Source organism: Mycobacterium kyorinense (assembly GCF_002101735.1).
Classification (GTDB): domain Bacteria; phylum Actinomycetota; class Actinomycetes; order Mycobacteriales; family Mycobacteriaceae; genus Mycobacterium; species Mycobacterium kyorinense.
Map to the genome: position 1 here is coordinate 22,205 of NZ_LQPE01000007.1, position 16,389 is coordinate 38,593.

Sequence of the window (16,389 nt, forward strand, 5' to 3'; positions counted from 1 at the left end):
GACCCAGTGTCCGATCACACGACTTTCGCCGACCGGCACATCGGCCCCGACGACCAAGCGGTCGCGAGCATGCTCGAGGTTATCGGCGTCGACTCGCTCGACGACCTCGCACGCCGCGCGGTGCCCAACGACATCCTCGATGCGCTGACCGAGTCCGGCGCCGCGCCCGGCCTGGATCGGCTGCCGCCGCCGGCCACCGAGACCGAAGCGCTGGCCGAGCTGCGGCAGATGGCCGACGCCAACACCGTCGCGGTGTCGATGATCGGCCAGGGCTACTACGACACGCTCACGCCACCGGTGCTGCTGCGCAACATCATGGAAAACCCGGCCTGGTACACCGCCTACACGCCGTACCAGCCGGAGATCAGCCAGGGCCGGCTGGAGGCCCTGCTGAACTTCCAGACGATGGTGGCCGATTTGACCGGCCTGGAGATCGCCAACGCGTCGATGCTCGACGAGGGCACCGCGGCCGCCGAGGCGATGACGCTGATGCACCGCGCCGTCAAGGGCAGCTCGAACCGGTTGGCAGTCGACGTCGACCTTTTCACGCAGACCGCGGCGGTGCTGGCGACCCGCGCCGAGCCGCTGGGCATCGAGATCGTCACCGCCGACCTGCGCGACGGGCTGCCCGACGGCGAGTTCTTCGGCGTGATCACCCAATTACCCGGTGCCAGCGGCCGGATCACCGACTGGACCGCGCTGATCAGCCAGGCCCACGAGCGCGGCGCGCTGGTGGCCGTGGGCGCCGACCTGTTGGCGCTGACCCTGATCACCCCGCCCGGTGACATCGGCGCCGACGTCGCGTTCGGCAGCAGTCAAAGATTCGGTGTGCCAATGGGTTTCGGCGGCCCTCACGCGGGATACCTGGCGGTGCACGCCAAGCATGCCCGGCAGTTGCCGGGCCGGCTGGTGGGGGTGTCGGTCGATGCCGACGGGACGCCGGCCTACCGGCTGGCGTTGCAGACCCGCGAGCAGCACATCCGCCGCGACAAGGCGACGTCGAACATCTGCACCGCGCAGGTGCTGCTGGCGGTGATGGCCGCGATGTACGCCAGCTACCACGGCGCGGACGGGCTGGCGGGCATCGCCCGCCGGGTGCATGCACACGCCGAAAAGATCGCCGCCGCACTGGGTGACGCGCTGGTGCACGAGGAGTTCTTCGACACCGTGCTGGCGCGGGTGCCGGGCCGTGCCGACGGTGTGATCGCCGCCGCCAAAGCGAACAACGTCAACCTGTGGCGGGTCGACGACGATCACGTGTCGGTGTCCTGCGACGAGGCCACCACCGACGACCACGTCGCCGCGGTGCTCGAGGCCTTCGGCGTGCGGGCCGCCGAGCCGAAGTTCGCCACGATCGAGACGCGCTCGTCGGAATTCCTGACCCATCCCGCGTTCACCAACTACCGCACCGAGACGTCGATGATGCGGTACCTGCGCGCGCTGGCCGACAAGGATCTGGCGTTGGACCGCAGCATGATTCCGCTTGGGTCGTGCACGATGAAGCTCAACGCCGCCGCCGAGATGGAGCCGATCACCTGGCCGGAGTTCGCCCGGCTGCACCCGTTCGCGCCGGCTTCCGACACCGCGGGACTGCGCCGGCTGATCGCGCAACTGGAGACCTGGTTGGTGCAGCTGACCGGCTACGACGCGGTCTCGCTGCAACCCAACGCCGGTTCGCAGGGCGAGTACGCGGGCCTGCTGGCGATCCATGCCTACCACGCCAGCCGCGGCGAACCGCACCGCGACGTCTGCCTGATCCCGTCCAGCGCGCACGGCACCAACGCGGCGTCCGCGGCGCTGGCCGGTCTGCGGGTGGTAATCGTCGACTGCCGCGACGATCCTGGTCACGCTGGCGACGTCGACCTCGACGACCTGCGCGCCAAGGTCGCCGAGCACGCCGACCGGCTGTCGACGCTGATGATCACCTACCCGTCCACGCACGGGGTGTACGAGCACGACATCGCCGAGATCTGTGCGGCCGTGCACGACGCCGGTGGCCAGGTCTACGTCGACGGCGCCAACCTCAACGCGCTGGTCGGGTTGGCGCGGCCCGGCAAGTTTGGCGGCGACGTCAGCCACCTGAACCTGCACAAGACGTTCTGCATCCCACACGGCGGCGGCGGCCCCGGGGTAGGGCCCGTAGTGGCGCGGTCGCATCTGGCCCCGTTCCTGCCCGGACATCCCTTCGTGCCGGAGTTGCCGGCTGGCCGGCCGGTGTCGTCGGCGCCGTACGGGTCGGCGTCGATCCTGCCGATCACCTGGGCCTACCTGCGGATGATGGGCGCCGGCGGTCTTCGCAAAGCGTCGCTGAGCGCCATCACCTCCGCCAACTACATCGCCCGCCGGCTCGACGAGTACTACCCGGTGCTCTACACCGGCGAGAACGGCATGGTCGCCCACGAATGCATCCTGGATCTGCGGCCTATCACCAAGGCCACCGGCGTGACCGTCGACGACGTCGCAAAACGCTTGGCGGACTACGGTTTTCACGCCCCGACGATGAGCTTCCCGGTGTCCGGCACGCTGATGGTGGAGCCCACCGAAAGCGAGAGCCTGGCCGAGGTGGACGCCTTCTGCGAGGCGATGATCGCGATTCGCGCCGAGATCGACAAGGTGGGCGCGGGGGACTGGTCGGTCGAGGACAACCCCTTGCGCGGCGCGCCGCACACCGCCGAATGCCTGCTTGTCGACAGGTGGGAGCACTCCTATACCCGGGAACAGGCCGCCTATCCGCTCGGCAAGGCCTTCCGGCCCAAGGTGTGGCCGCCGGTTCGTCGCATCGACGGCGCCTACGGCGACCGCAACCTGGTGTGCTCGTGCCCGCCGGTGGAGGCCTACGCCTAGCGTGTAGAGCATGCGCGTCGACTACGTCATCCACTACGTCGAGTCGCTGCAGCGGTCGGTGGCGTTCTACCGCGACGTGATCGGTCTGCGGGTGCGCATCGAAGGTGACGGCTACGTCGAATTCGCCACCGACAACACGAAGTTCGCGCTTTTCGAGCGGTCGAAGCTGCCGATGCTCATCGACCGCGAGGGCGGCACCCCGCCGTGCAGCGAGATCGGCTTCTTGGTCGACGACGTCGACAGCGAAGCGCAGCGGCTGCGCGGGCTGGGTGCCGAGATCCTCACGGGACCGGTCGACCGGCCATGGCACGAACGGACGCTGCACATCGCCGACCCCGACGGCAACGTCATCGAATTCGCCCAGAAGCTGCCGCCCGGCTGAGGCTCAGCTCAGGAAGGTGCTCACCGCCGTCGCCAAGTCGGGGGAGGCCGACGTGGCCAGGTTCTGGTAGCTGCCACCGGACAGCTGCGCGACGGCCTCCCAGGTCGACCGGTCGGAATCGTTGCCGAAGTCGATGATGTTGACGGCCACCGGCTTGGCCGGGTCGGCGCTTCGCCGGATGAAGTCCTGAAGACCCGGGCCGTCGAGCGTCTGATCGGTGTGCGGGCCGGCCGTGATCACCAGCACCGAATTCGTTTGCCCGTCACGGAAATTGGCCTGCGCAGCCTGGTACACCATCCGCAGCGTGGTGAACGAGACGGCCCCGCCGGCCGAGGAGTACTGCTTGTCCAGCGCGGCGATCAGCGCGGCGGAGCGCGGCCGGCCGTCGAGCTGATCGTCCAGCGGGCCGGCCGACACCTCCGTGCGGCCCTCCTTGCCGTCGAACGTCCACAGCCCGACGACCGAGCCCGGCGGCAGCGCGCGAATCCGGTTGTCAAGTGCCGCAACCACATTGGCCAGCCGCGACTTGCCGCCCTCGTCGGTGGTCATCGACTGGTCGAGCATGATGGTGGCGGCCGGGCCGTTCGACGGCGCGCTCAGTGTGCTGGCCAGGGTGCCGCGCATTGCGTCGTCGCCCACCGACAGCGTCGACGGCAGCGCCGCGAAACTTGTGACGTCGCTGCTGGGCGGCTTGACGCCCTCGGCGCGGAAACCGGCCTTGGCCAGCTCGCTGAGCTGGTCGGACTTGTGCATGAATCGGGCGAACGCGCTGGCCGCGGTCACCTGCTCCTCCGACAGCCACGAACCGCTGAGCAGCACCGTCGGATAGTCGGCGACGGCGGCCGGCCCGGGGGGCAGCCACGAGGCCAGCGTGCTGGATGCGTCGGGAACCGACTGGCCGCGCGCGAACAGCTGCTGTTCTGTGGTGACGACGGCGTGCACCGGCGCGCCGGCCGGGTCGCCGGATGTGAGGAGGGCCTTCATCGCCTCGTCCAGCGAGCTGTCGGGCAGCTTCGGTTGGGCGCCAACCAGTGTGCGCACGGCGCCGGTGCCCGCAGTGGGAGGTGCACCGCGCGGCGCCGACGCCGCGGCCACCGCCTCGGCCGCCAGGTAGGCCGCGTCGCCGTTGCCGGTCGTCGGCAACGCCAGCCGCAGCGATCCCCACGCCGGTAGCTTCAGCGCGGCCAGGCTGTCGGGTTTTGTCTGCAGCTCGGGCAGCGTCGACCAGTTCTGGCTGCCAAGCGCGCGTTGCAGTTCGGGTCGCACCGCCAGCAGCACAGGCGATTTGACCAGCGAGCGGCTGTCGGTGACCGTTTTCTGCCCCGCGGTGGCCGTCAGCCGGGCCGCCGACACCGAGCTGCCCGGGATCCACAGGCCCGGTCGCGGACCGAGGTCGTCCGGCCAGTTCCCGACGAACCCGTTGACGACGGCGTCCGAACCCGCGGATTTGACGCTGACCGCGACACAGCGATCGCCCACCGGCGTCGCCGTGGCGTTGTAGCGTTCGGCGAGCTTGGCCACCGGCTCGGCAATGGACGGATCGGCGATGACGGCGACCGTGTCCTTGCCGGCGATGCACCGCCCGGCGGCGGTGTGGGAGCGGTGCGACAACGCATCCCCGAAGAACCGCCACAGAATGACCGCGGCGACCACCACGACGACGGTCACCAGCGCAGCGATCACACCGATGCTGACGCCGCGCCGTCCGCCGTCGCTGCGGTGGCGGCGCACCCAGTCGGCGGCGCCACGATGGCCGCCGCGCCGCGGCGGCGGGGTCGGCGGCTGCGCGGCCAGCCGCGCGAAATCCGGGTAGTCGTCGGATTCGTCGGCGGCATCCGCGTAGCGATGATCCACCGGCTCCTCGAGGTACTCGTCAAAGTCGGCGTAGCCCGGGTCGTCGGGAAGCTCGTCGGGGTACTCGTCGGCCGCCTGATCGGCGTAGCGTCGCCGGGTGCCCCCGGAATCGACAGGGGGCCAACCGGTGTCGTGATCGCCGGGCTCGACGTAGTCGTCGGCCGGTCCGCCCTCGGACTCGTCGGGGTCCGGAATGCTGTGCCTACCCATCAGGCACTCGAGCGGGCCTTAAATTCGCGGCGGCGCCGGTGCAGGATCGGCTCGGTGTAGCCGTTGGGCTGCTGGGCGCCGGACAGGATCAGCTCCTCTGCGGCGAGGAAGGCGATGCTGTCGTCGAAGTTGGGCGCCATCGGCAGATACGCCGGGTCGCCGGCGTTCTGCTGGTCCACCATCGGCGCCATTCGCTCCAGACCGGCGCGCACATCCTCGGCGGTGATCACGCCGTGCTTGAGCCAGTTGGCCAGCAGCTGGCTCGAAATCCGAAGTGTCGCACGGTCTTCCATCAACGCGACGTTGTGGATGTCGGGCACCTTGGACGAGCCGACGCCCTGGTCGATCCAGCGCACCACATAGCCCAGGATCGACTGGCAGTTGTTGTCGATCTCCTCGCGGATTTCCTCGGGCGCCCAGGCCAATTCCTTGGTGGCCAGCGGGATGGTCAGCAGCTGATCGATCGTGGCGCGCTTCTTGCCGGCCAGTTCCTTTTGCACCGCAACCACATCCACGTAGTGGTAGTGCATGGCGTGCAGGGTGGCGGCTGTCGGCGACGGCACCCATGCGGTGCTGGCACCGGCCTTCGGCTGGGCGATCTTCTGCTCGACCATGTCGGCCATCAGCTCGGTCATGGTCCACATGCCCTTGCCGATCTGGGCGTGCGCGGCGAATCCGGTGGCCAGACCGGTGTCGACGTTGTTGTCCTCGTAGGCCAGGATCCACGGCTGCGTCTTCATGGCACCCTTGCGCACCATCGGCCCGGCCTCCATCGAGGTGTGGATCTCGTCGCCGGTGCGGTCCAGAAAACCGGTGTTGATGAAGACGATTCGGTCCGCGGCGGCCTTGATGCAGGCCTTGAGGTTGACGGTGGTGCGCCGCTCCTCGTCCATGACGCCGACCTTGAGGGTCTTCTGCGGCAGCCCGAGCACGTCTTCGACCCGGCTGAACAGCTCGGTGGTGAACGCCACCTCGTCGGGCCCGTGCATCTTGGGCTTGACGATGTAGATCGAGCCGGTGCGGCTGTTCCTCAGCGGGCCGTTGCCATCGGAGGCCTTCAGCCCGTGGATCGCGCACAGCCCGGTGAACAGCGCGTCCTGGATGCCCTCGAACACCTCGTTGCCGTCGGCATCGACGATCGCGTCGTTGGTCATCAGGTGACCCACGTTGCGCACGAACAGCAGCGCCCGCCCGGGCAGGGTGAACTCGCTGCCATCGGACGCGGTGTAGGTGCGGTCCTGGCTGAGCACGCGGGTGAACGTCTTACCGTCCTTGTCCACCTCGGCGGACAGGTCGCCCTTGTTCAGGCCCAGCCAGTTGCGGTAGGCGCGGGTTTTGTCGTCGGCGTCGACGGCGGCCACCGCGTCCTCGAAGTCGATGATAGTGGTGACCGCCGACTCCAAAACCACGTCCTTGATCCCGGCGCGGTCGGTCTTGCCGATCGGCGACTCGGGGTCGATCAGGATCTCGATGTGCAGGCCGTTGTTGACCAGCAGCACCGACCAGTCGGGGTCACCGAGCTGCCCGGTGTAGCCGGCGAACTTCTCCGGGCTGGCCAGCCCGACCGAGCCGTCGTCGGTGGCGACTTTGAGCTGGCCGTCGTCGACGGACAGCCCCGTCGCGTCGGCCCACGACCCGGATTCCAGCGGCACCGCCTCGTCGAGGAACTTGCGGGCGTAGGCGATCACCTTGTCGCCGCGCACCTTGTTGTAGCCGCTGCCCTGCTCGGCGCCGTCGGTTTCCGGGATGACGTCGGTGCCGTACAGCGCGTCGTACAGGGAGCCCCAGCGGGCGTTGGCGGCGTTCAGCGCGAACCGCGCGTTGGTCACCGGCACCACCAGCTGCGGCCCGGCCGTGGTGGTGATCTCGGGGTCGACGTCGGCGGTGGTGATCGTGAAGTCGTCGGGTTCTGGTAGCAGATAGCCGATTTCGGTGAGGAACTGGCGGTAGGCGTCGGCGTCGTGCGGTTCGATGACGCGGTGGCGGTGCCATTTGTCGATCTGGGCCTGCAGCTCGTCGCGGCGCGCCAGCAGGTCGCGGTTCTGCGGGGTCAGGTCGGTGACCACCTTGTCGACGCCGGCCCAAAAGCTGTCGGGGTCGATGTCGGTGCCGGGCAGAGCTTCGGTGTTGATGAAGTCGTAGAGCACCTTGGCGACGCGCAGGTTCCCCACCGGCACGCGATCTGTCATCTTTTTTCTCCTCGGTTCCTCTGCACTCGGCAATGAAGTCAGCCTACCGGCCAGTAGCCTGATTACCCGCACCCGGCGGCCCGCAGCAGCAGGTCACACCGGGCCGACAGCGCCGCCCGCAGGGGAGCGGCGCGCAGCATGATGACGCGCTGGCAACGCACGTACTCGGCGCGGCCGGCGCTGTGCTCGACGGCGATCGGGGTGTACCCGTAGCTGCGAAGGTCATACGGGCTGGCCCGCATGTCGACTTCGCGCGCCGCCGCGGCCAGTTCCAGGCAGTCCAGCAGCAGCTCAGAGTCGATCAACGGGCTCAGCTTGTAACACCATTTATACAAATCCATGTTCGAGTGCAGACACCCGGGCTGCTCCCAGTCCGGCTGGGTGGGGCGGCTGGGTGCGCCGGCGTTGCGCGCCGCCGCCTCGGCCGTGAAGAAGCGAAACGCGTCGAAGTGGGTGCAGCGCAAGGTCTCGGAGTCGACGACGGCGTCGGTGCCCGCGGCGCCCAGCCGCAGCGGCACCCGGTCGTGGCGTACGGCGCCGGAGCGGTACACCATCGCCCACTCGTGCAGGCCGAAGCAGTTCAGCCGGGCCGGTCGCTGCGCGGTCGCGCGCTGCAGCCGGGCCACAAACCGGAGCGTGTCCAGTCGGCTGCGCAGGAAGGCGTCGCTGACCGTGATCCCGCGGGTGCAGAGGGTGTAGCCGCGGCGGCCGCGATACCGGCGGACCGCCCGGTCGCCCGCCAACACCACGCCATAGCCGGGATGCCAGCAGCGCAGCTGGCCGGGCCGCAGGCTGTAGTAGCTGAACAAGAAGTCCCACACCGGATGCGGCTCGCCAGGACGATGCGAACTCAGGAAGGTCTCGATGCGCTCGCGATAGGCCTGCGCCCGGGGCATCCATTGATCGGGTTCGAGCAGCTCAGACACGATGCGTCCCGTCGCGCACGGTGCCGACCAGATCCTCGACCAGGTCTTCCAGGGCCACCATCGCGACGACGGCCCCGTCGTCGCCGGTGACCAGCGCCAAATGGCTTTTGCTGCGCCGCATCCGCGACAGCGCCTCGGGCAGCGGCATCGTCTCGGGAACCTCGGGCAGTGGTCGCACGATCGCCGGGTCGATCGCGCCACGCGAGTCCGCGAGATCCAGCGACAGCAGGTCCTTGATGTGCAGATAGCCGATGAAGCCGCCGTCGACGTCGGTCACCGGAAACCGGGAGTAGCCGGTATCGGTCAACGCCTGCTCGACGGCCTCGACCGTCGGCCCGCGCCCGGCGGCGGCCACCGGCACCGCCCGGATATCGGTGACCGGCACCGCGACGTCGGAGACTACCCGGTGGCGGATCTGCAGAGCGCGAGTGAGTCGGGTGTGCTCCTCGGGGTCGAGCAGACCCTCCGACACCGATTCGGCGATCATCTCGGACAGCTCCACGGTGGACACCGTGACGTCGAGCTCGTCGCGCAGCGGGATCCCCAGCGCCCGCAGTATCGCGCTGGCGCACCAGTTGTAGAACGCGATGAAGGGCCGGGCGGCCCGCACGTAGACCAGGTAGGCCGGGATCAACAGCATCGCCGCCTTCTCCGGGCCGGCGATCGCGATGTTCTTCGGGACCATTTCGCCGAGCAGCACGTGCAGGGTCACCACGATCGCGAGGGCGATCACGAACGACGCGGTGTGCAGCAGGGCATCCGAAAGACCGAGCAGGCCGACCGAGTCCTGCAGCAGGTCGGCGACGGCGGGCTCGCCGATCCGGCCGAGCAGGATCGACGCCACCGTGATGCCCAGCTGGGCACCGGCGAACATCAGCGGCAGCTGTTCGCCGGCGCGGATCACGGTGACCGCGCTGGACCTGCCCTGCTCGGCCAGTGCCACGAGCCGGTCGCGGCGCACCGAGATCAGCGAGAATTCGGCACCGACGAAAAACGCGTTGGCGGCGACCAGCAGGATGGTCGCCAGGATGGCGAGCACGTCGCCCAGATCTCCCGCCATCAACGGCCAACCTCGGTGAGTTCCAACAGGTCGATGCGCCGGCCGTCCATCCGCACCACCTTGGCGCGCCAGCGGGCCGATCGCTCCGAGGGCCCCTCCGGGTCGAACGCCGTCAACTCCACCGCTTCCCCGGCCACCGGGATGTGGCCGAGTTCTCGCAGCACCAGCCCGCCGATCGTGTCGTATTCACCCTCGGGGGCCCGGTAGCCGGTGGCGGCGGCCACCTCGTCGATGCGCAGCAGCCCCGACACCCGCCACCCGTTGCCGGCGGCCACGACGTGCGGGGTGGTGTCGTCGTGCTCGTCGCGCACGTCGCCGACGATCTCCTCGATCAGGTCTTCGACGGTGAGCATGCCTGCGGTGCCGCCGTATTCGTCGACGACGAGCGCCGTCTGCAGGCCGTTGGCCCGGATCTGTGACATCAGCGCGTCGCCGTCCAGCGTGGACGGCACCACCGCGACCGGCTGCGCGACGGCGGTGAGCGGTGTGCGCGCCCGCTCTGCGGCCGGCACCTCGAAGACCTGCTTGACATGCACGATGCCGACGGTCTCGTCCAGGTCGCCGTCGATGATCGGGAAGCGCGAAAACCCTGTCTCGGTGGCGGTGGCCACCAGGTCGGCGACGGTGTTGTCTTTTTGCAGCGCAACGATTTTCGACCGCGGCGTCATCAACTCCTCAGCGGTCAGCGTGCCGAACTGCAGCGACCGGTGCACCAGCGCCGCGGTGACCGGGTCCAGGGCGCCGCTGCGCGCCGAGCTGCGCACCAGCGACACCAGTTCGGCCGGCGAACGGGCCGAGCGCAGCTCCTGCGCGGGCTCGATGCCCAGCCGGCGCAGGATCCAGTTCGCCGTGCCGTTGGTCAGCCGGATCGCCGGGGTCATCACCAGCGAGAACAAGAGTTGTGCGCCCGCAACGAAACGGGCGGTCGGCAGCGGCCGGCCGATCGCGATGTATTTGGGCACCAGCTCGCCGAACACCATCGACAGCGACGTGACGACCACCAACGCCACGAACGCGATCACCGCGTCGGCGATCCGGTCCGGCACACCCAGCGCATCCATCGCCGGGTGCGGCAGCTCGGCCACCAGCGGCTCGGTCAGGTACCCGGTGACCAGCGTGGTGATCGAGATGCCCAGCTGCGCGCCGGACAGCTGAAACGACAGCGTGTGGTGCGCGCGCCGCAGGTAGCGGTCGCGCCGGGAGCCGTGGCGTGCGTTCGCCTCAACGGTGCTGCGCTCCAGCGTGGTCAACGAGAATTCGGCGGCCACGAACATCGCTGTGCCCGCCGTGAGCACCACGATCGCCAGCAGGCTGAGCAGGGTGACGACGAGGTTCATCGGCAGTCGAATCCGCCGGGCCGCCGGCCCGGCCGTCTAGAAACGGGCTCGTCGGATTCCGCACACGGCCGCTCGGCCCGGAAGCCAACGGCCTCGACGGGTGCCTGCGGCACGTGATCCCTTTCCCTCGCTGCGGCTGAGCGTGAAGTTCACATCCTAGCGAAAAGCCTTGCTCACCAGCCGAACGGCAGCGGATGTCCCTCGGCGAAACCCGCCGCCGACTGCACCCCGACCACCGCCCGCTCGTGCAGCTCGGCCAGCGTCGACGCGCCGACGTAGGTGCAGGTGCTGCGAACCCCGGAGGTGATGTGGTCGATCAGGTCCTCAACACCGCCCCGGTCGGGGTCCAGGCCCATCCGCGAGGTGGAAATCCCCTCCTCGAACAGCGCCTTGCGGGCGCGCTCGAACGCGCTGTCGGCCGCGGTGCGGGCCACCACCGCGCGTTTGGACGCCATCCCGTAGCTCTCCTTGTACGGCTGGTCGTCGCGGTCGCGCATCAGGTCGCCCGGCGACTCGTAGGTGCCGGCGAACCACGAGCCGATCATCACGTTGGACGCGCCGGCCGCCAGCGCCAGCGCCACGTCGCGCGGATGGCGCACCCCGCCGTCGGCCCACACGTGACCACCGAGTTGCCTTGCCGCCGAGGCGCATTCGAGCACAGCGGAAAATTGCGGACGACCGACGCCGGTCATCATCCGCGTGGTGCACATTGCGCCGGGCCCCACACCGACCTTGACGATGGCCGCGCCTGCGCTCAGCAGGTCCCGGGTGCCTTCCGCCGACACCACGTTGCCGGCCACCAGAGGCACGCCCAGATCGAGCGACGACACCGCCTTGATCGCGTCGAGCGCCTTGACCTGGTGTCCGTGCGCCGTGTCGATGACCAGGAGGTCGACGCCGGCCTCGACCAGCCCCTGCGCCTTGGCGGCCACGTCACCGGTGATGCCGACGGCGGCGGCGACCCGCAGTCGGCCCGCGGAATCCACCGCCGGCGTGTAGATCCCGGCCCGGATCGCCCCGGTGCGGGTCAGGACGCCGGCCAGGGTGCCGTCGTCGGCGGTCAGCACGGCGACGTCGACGGGGGCGTGCTCGAGCAGGTCGAAAACCGTTCGCGGCTCGGTGCCCACCGGCGCGCTGACGAAGTCGGTGGTGGCGACGTCGCGCACCCGGGTGAAGCGATCCACGCCCGCGCAGGCCGCCTCGGTGACCAGGCCGATCGGGCGGCCCTCGAACACCACCACCGCCGCGCCGTGTGCGCGCTTGTGGATCAGCGCCATGGCATCGGACACCGAATCGTCGGGCGCCAGCATCACCGGGGTGTCCACGACGAGGTCGCGGCTTTTGACGAAGTCGACCATCTGCTGCACCGCGGTGATCGGAAGGTCTTGCGGCAGAACGACAATCCCGCCGCGACGGGCCACCGTCTCGGCCATTCGCCGGCCCGCGACCGCGGTCATGTTGGCCACCACCACCGGGATCGTGGTGCCCGAGCCGTCGCCGGTGGACAGATCGACGTCGAACCGCGACGCCACGTCCGAACGGTTCGGGACGATGAAGACGTCGTCGTAGGTCAGGTCATAGCCGGGCCGGTGCCCGTCCAGAAACCTCATCGGTGCTTCCCTTGATTGTCCGGCTTCTCCTCATCGCTCCGCTCTGCATCGTCGCCGGTGGCTTAAGCCGTTACCTCGCTGCGGTTTCCGCTCCACAGCGTGTGGAACTTGCCCGGCGCGTCGATCCGCCCGTAGGTGTGCGCGCCGAAGAAGTCGCGCTGCGCCTGGGTGAGCGCGGCGGGCAACCGTTCGGTGCGCAGTGCGTCGTAATACGACAGCGCCGAGGAGAATCCCGGGATCGGGATACCCAGCTGGGTGGCGGTGCACACCACGCGGCGCCAGCTGTCGATCGCCGATTCGACGGCGCTGCGGAAGTAGGGCGCGACGAGCAGGCTCGCCAGATTCGGGTCGGCGTCGAAGGCTTCCTTGATGCGGTTGAGGAACTTCGCCCGGATGATGCAGCCGCCGCGCCAGATGGTCGCCAGGTCCCCGGGGGTGATGTTCCAGCCGTATTCGGTGCTGCCGGCCTGAATCTGGTTGAAGCCCTGCGAATACGCGACGATCTTCGAGGCGTACAGCGCCTGCCGGACGTCCTCGGTGAAGGTGTCGGGGTCGCTGGGCTGCTCACCGAGCCGGCCGGAGGCCAGCCCGACGGCGGCCTTGCGCTGCTCGACCGACCCGGACAGCGCGCGGGCGAACACCGCCTCGGCGATGCCGGTCACCGGCACCCCGAGATCCAGCGCCGATTTGACCGTCCAGCGGCCGGTGCCCTTCTGCTCGGCCTCGTCGAGGATCACGTCGACCAGCGGCTTGCCGGTCTTGGCGTCCGTCTGGCGCAGCACCTCGGCGGTGATCTCGACCAGGTAGCTGTCCAGGTCGCCGCCGTTCCACTCGGTGAAGACATCGGCGATCTGCGGCGCGGTCAGGCCCAGCCCGTCGCGCAGCAGCTGGTAGGCCTCGCCGATGAGCTGCATGTCGGAGTACTCGATGCCGTTGTGCACCATCTTGACGAAGTGCCCGGAGCCGTCGGGGCCGATGTGCGTGCAGCACGGCACGCCGTCGACGTGCGCGGAGATCTCCTCGAGCAGCGGCCCCAGCGACTTGTAGGACTCGGCGGGGCCGCCCGGCATGATCGACGGCCCGTTCAGCGCGCCCTCCTCGCCGCCGGAGATGCCCGCCCCGACGAAGTGCAGCCCTCGCTCGGCCATCGCCTTTTCCCGGCGGATGGTGTCGGTGTAGAGCGCGTTGCCGCCGTCGATGATGATGTCGCCTTCTTCCATCGCGTCGGCGAGTTCGTTGATAACGGCGTCGGTGGCCTCGCCCGCCTTGACCATGATCAGCACCCGTCGCGGCTTTTCCAGCGCGGCCAGGAATTCTGGGATGGTTTCGCTGCGCACGAATTTCCCTTCGGCGCCATGCTCTTTCAGCAGCGCGTCGGTCTTGGCGACCGAGCGGTTGTGCAGCGCCACGGTGTAGCCGTGCCGGGCGAAGTTGCGGGCGATGTTAGAACCCATCACCGCCAGCCCGGTCACCCCGATTTGCGCGCTACCGTTCGACTGCGACGAGCTCATGTATCCGCCTCTCAGATTCGGGGGCCATGCCCAAGCCTTGCACCGAACACTGTGGCACACGCCCGGCCGTCGCTAGCCGATGAACAGCCGCTCCAGCTCGGTCAGCCACGGCACGGCCAGCGCGATCGTCGGCACCACCAGCACGGCGGCCGCCGCAAGGTAGGCGCCGATCGACAGCATCAGGCTGTTGCCGCGCCCGGACAGCCGGCGCACCCGCACCACCGTGGTCGGCCCGCCGGCCGCCAGCGCTCCCGACGGCGCGTGCCCAGACGCGCAGGCCACGAGTGCGCGGGCCAGGGGAGTGCGGCCGACCACCCGCACCGCGGCGTCGTCGGCCAGCAGCTCGACGAGCAGCTGCACCGAGTTCAGCGCGCTGGTGCTGCGGACAAACCGGGGGAAGGCGGCCCGGACGGCGGTGAATGCTTCCAGCACTAGATCGTGGCGGGCCCGCAGGTGCGCCCGCTCGTGGCTGAGGATGGCCGCGACCTCGGCGTCGGTAAGGCTGGTCAGCGCTCCCTCGCTGAGCACCACGCGGCTGCGCACGCCGGGCAGACAGTAGGCCAGTGGTTGCGCCACCTCGAGGATCCGCAGGTCGCGGGGGCGGGCACCGGCCCGGGCGGGCATCGTGTCGTGGCCGACGCCGAGCAGATCGACCAGCATCCGGTGGTGGGCCCTTCGGCGCCGGGTGGCGACGGCGACCCGCAGCACGGCAACCGCCAACCGCGCGCCAACCAGCACGGTAATCGCGAAAACGCTGACGTAGGCCACCCACAGCGGCCAGCCGAGCCGTCCGATGTCACCGAGAATGCTCGCGGTGGGCCGCCCGTCGGGTCCGGGCATCAACAGCCGACTGGCTATCGCGATGCCGGCGCTGAACGCAGAGAGCACCGCGGCCACGGCGATCGCCTGCCACAACACCATCGCCGCCCGGGGTGCGCGCAACGGCCAGGTCGCTCGTGCCAGGAGGGCCGGCGCCGGGCCGACCAGCAGCACCGCGAGGATGGTGAAGGCCAGCGCGGACACGCTGCCAGTCTCCCTCACTCCTCGGCTTGATCGCCAGCGGTTGGGGCGTTGGGATGCCCGGATTCCAATTCGTCGAGGGCACGGCGCAGCGCCTCCGCCTCGTCGGCGCCGACCCGCTCGACGAAATGCACCAGCGCCGCCTGCCGGCTGCCGGAGTCCGCGGCCTGATCCAGCGCGTCGACCATCAGCCCGGCGACCAGCTCGTCGCGACCATGCACCGGTGTATACCGGTGCGCACGGTCGTCGCGGATTTGGGAGACCAGGTTCTTTTTGGCCAACCGCTGCAAGACGGTCATCACGGTCGTGTAGGCCAGGTCGCGCTGCACAGACAACGCCTCGTGCACCTGGCGAACAGTTTGCGGTTCCGGCGCAGACCAGAGATGGTCCATCACCGCCCGTTCGAGATCCCCCAGACGCGTCAGCTTAGCCATATCCGTTCATCTCCTGAGCAATGACGCCAGCGTACTCCGGCTTACTACCGACCGTCGTACCGAGCGCTCTGCCGTCGACCGTCAATCCATCGTGACACGATCTATCGGCCTGCGGGAACCAGCCATAACCCACGCTATTGCAGGCCGACGTGAAAGTCGTCACACAGCGCTCCTTCGGTCGTCCCGGGCGAACTATGGTTAGCCTAACCAAACCTAACGGACAGGGAGGTAGTGCCGTGCTGGCCGAGGTGGACGACCCGCTGATCGCGGCAATGACCATCAGGCGGACGCTGCCGCTGCACGAATCCAGCCGGCGGCTCCGCGAGATCTATCCCCACAGCCCTCGCGCGTACGGCGTCGCGGTGCTCTCTGACGTCTCGCTGCGCCGCTGGTGGCCGCTGGCGTCGGCCTGCACCACCGACCGGTTACAGGTGATGTTCGACGGTGCCGCCACCGACATGGACGTGCGCTCGGCCGCCCGGGACCTGGCGACCATGCTGGTCCATACCGTGATCGGGCGCGTCGTGGCGCTGGTGGTGCTGGAGGGTCGGGCGTGGGACACCGGGATCGAGAACCTGTGGGTCCATGCCGACGCCGACGGAGCCATCGACTGGGCGGCAGTGGTCGACCCGACGCTGCGGGCGCTGCCGGGCGACCCCTGCTTGGCCGGCGAGCCTGCCGACGCAATCGTGCAACTGCCGAGCGAGGCCGCGTTGACGACGTGGGTCGCGCACCGCTGCCACCGGACGTTGGCAGCGCTGTTCGCCCGGCTGCACACGATCAGCTTCGGGGCGCTTTCGGTGGCGGCGATGTGGCAGATCGTCGGGTCCACCGTGGTGGCGACCGCAACGCAGCTGCCGCAGCTGACCGCCGTCGACGAACTGAGCGCCATGCGGCGAGGCCAAGCCGTGCTCGACGCGCTGGTCGGCTTCGGGCTGCCGGTGCGCGGCCCTTTCGCGCGACGACCCCCCGTGCCTGGTGCGTGGGACACGCCGGTGTTGGTGTAGACACA

Annotated in this window: 12 protein-coding genes; 3 read left to right on the top strand and 9 right to left on the bottom strand. The window is 69.3% G+C overall.

Annotated elements, in window-relative coordinates; genetic code table 11:
• Positions 1-6 precede the first annotated feature (6 nt).
• A complete protein-coding gene (gene gcvP / locus AWC14_RS01285; protein WP_045383143.1) occupies positions 7-2,844 on the top strand; it encodes an aminomethyl-transferring glycine dehydrogenase in 2,838 nt (945 codons plus the stop codon).
• Between the two features lie 10 nt (positions 2,845-2,854).
• Complete coding sequence (locus AWC14_RS01290) at positions 2,855-3,226, top strand: VOC family protein (protein ID WP_057003349.1); 372 nt, start codon at positions 2,855-2,857, stop codon at positions 3,224-3,226.
• 3 nt (positions 3,227-3,229) lie between these two features.
• Here the strand turns inward: AWC14_RS01290 and AWC14_RS01295 are convergent, their stop codons facing one another.
• The 9 genes from AWC14_RS01295 to AWC14_RS01335 form a co-directional block, all read right to left on the bottom strand.
• Complete coding sequence (locus AWC14_RS01295) at positions 3,230-5,290, bottom strand: vWA domain-containing protein (RefSeq protein WP_057003350.1); 2,061 nt, start codon at positions 5,288-5,290, stop codon at positions 3,230-3,232.
• Positions 5,290-7,479: a malate synthase G gene (locus AWC14_RS01300; protein WP_045381177.1), complete on the bottom strand. Its 2,190-nt coding sequence runs from the start codon at positions 7,477-7,479 to the stop codon at positions 5,290-5,292. Before AWC14_RS01300 ends, AWC14_RS01295 begins: the two co-directional genes overlap by 1 nt.
• Positions 7,480-7,541: 62 nt before the next feature.
• Positions 7,542-8,405, bottom strand: coding sequence for a 3-methyladenine DNA glycosylase (locus AWC14_RS01305; protein ID WP_428838927.1), 864 nt, complete (start codon positions 8,403-8,405; stop codon positions 7,542-7,544).
• Positions 8,398-9,465 (bottom strand): hemolysin family protein, encoded by a 1,068-nt coding sequence (locus AWC14_RS01310; protein WP_428838928.1) that lies wholly within the window; start codon positions 9,463-9,465, stop codon positions 8,398-8,400. The genes AWC14_RS01305 and AWC14_RS01310 overlap by 8 nt, the downstream gene beginning before the upstream one ends.
• Positions 9,465-10,802 (bottom strand): hemolysin family protein, encoded by a 1,338-nt coding sequence (locus tag AWC14_RS01315; RefSeq protein WP_045381174.1) that lies wholly within the window; start codon positions 10,800-10,802, stop codon positions 9,465-9,467. The genes AWC14_RS01310 and AWC14_RS01315 overlap by 1 nt, the downstream gene beginning before the upstream one ends.
• Positions 10,803-10,975: 173 nt before the next feature.
• Positions 10,976-12,412, bottom strand: a complete 1,437-nt coding sequence (locus tag AWC14_RS01320; RefSeq protein ID WP_045381171.1) for a GuaB1 family IMP dehydrogenase-related protein — start codon at positions 12,410-12,412, stop codon at positions 10,976-10,978.
• A gap of 62 nt (positions 12,413-12,474) precedes the next feature.
• A complete protein-coding gene (gene gndA / locus AWC14_RS01325; RefSeq protein ID WP_045381168.1) occupies positions 12,475-13,923 on the bottom strand; it encodes an NADP-dependent phosphogluconate dehydrogenase in 1,449 nt (482 codons plus the stop codon).
• A 72-nt stretch (positions 13,924-13,995) separates the two neighbouring features.
• Positions 13,996-14,946, bottom strand: a complete 951-nt coding sequence (locus tag AWC14_RS01330; protein WP_045381165.1) for a M56 family metallopeptidase — start codon at positions 14,944-14,946, stop codon at positions 13,996-13,998.
• Between the two features lie 14 nt (positions 14,947-14,960).
• Complete coding sequence (locus tag AWC14_RS01335; RefSeq protein ID WP_045381162.1) at positions 14,961-15,377, bottom strand: BlaI/MecI/CopY family transcriptional regulator; 417 nt, start codon at positions 15,375-15,377, stop codon at positions 14,961-14,963.
• Positions 15,378-15,613: 236 nt separating this feature from the next.
• On the opposite strand from AWC14_RS01335, the gene AWC14_RS01340 reads away from it, so the two are divergent.
• On the top strand, positions 15,614-16,384 hold the full coding sequence (locus AWC14_RS01340) for an iron reductase (RefSeq protein WP_142281502.1): 771 nt from the start codon (positions 15,614-15,616) through the stop codon (positions 16,382-16,384).
• The last annotated feature ends 5 nt before the right edge of the window (positions 16,385-16,389 follow it).

Bases quoted from the DNA above. Each gene is read 5' to 3' on its own strand.
- AWC14_RS01315 (WP_045381174.1), bottom strand. From the start codon at position 10,802: ATGAACCTCGTCGTCACCCTGCTCAGCCTGCTGGCGATCGTGGTGCTC.
- AWC14_RS01310 (WP_428838928.1), bottom strand. From the start codon at position 9,465: ATGGCGGGAGATCTGGGCGACGTGCTCGCCATCCTGGCGACCATCCTG.
- AWC14_RS01290 (WP_057003349.1), top strand. From the start codon at position 2,855: ATGCGCGTCGACTACGTCATCCACTACGTCGAGTCGCTGCAGCGGTCG.
- AWC14_RS01295 (WP_057003350.1), bottom strand. From the start codon at position 5,290: ATGGGTAGGCACAGCATTCCGGACCCCGACGAGTCCGAGGGCGGACCG.
- AWC14_RS01335 (WP_045381162.1), bottom strand. From the start codon at position 15,377: ATGGCTAAGCTGACGCGTCTGGGGGATCTCGAACGGGCGGTGATGGAC.
- gndA (WP_045381168.1), bottom strand. From the start codon at position 13,923: ATGAGCTCGTCGCAGTCGAACGGTAGCGCGCAAATCGGGGTGACCGGG.
- AWC14_RS01320 (WP_045381171.1), bottom strand. From the start codon at position 12,412: ATGAGGTTTCTGGACGGGCACCGGCCCGGCTATGACCTGACCTACGAC.
- AWC14_RS01300 (WP_045381177.1), bottom strand. From the start codon at position 7,479: ATGACAGATCGCGTGCCGGTGGGGAACCTGCGCGTCGCCAAGGTGCTC.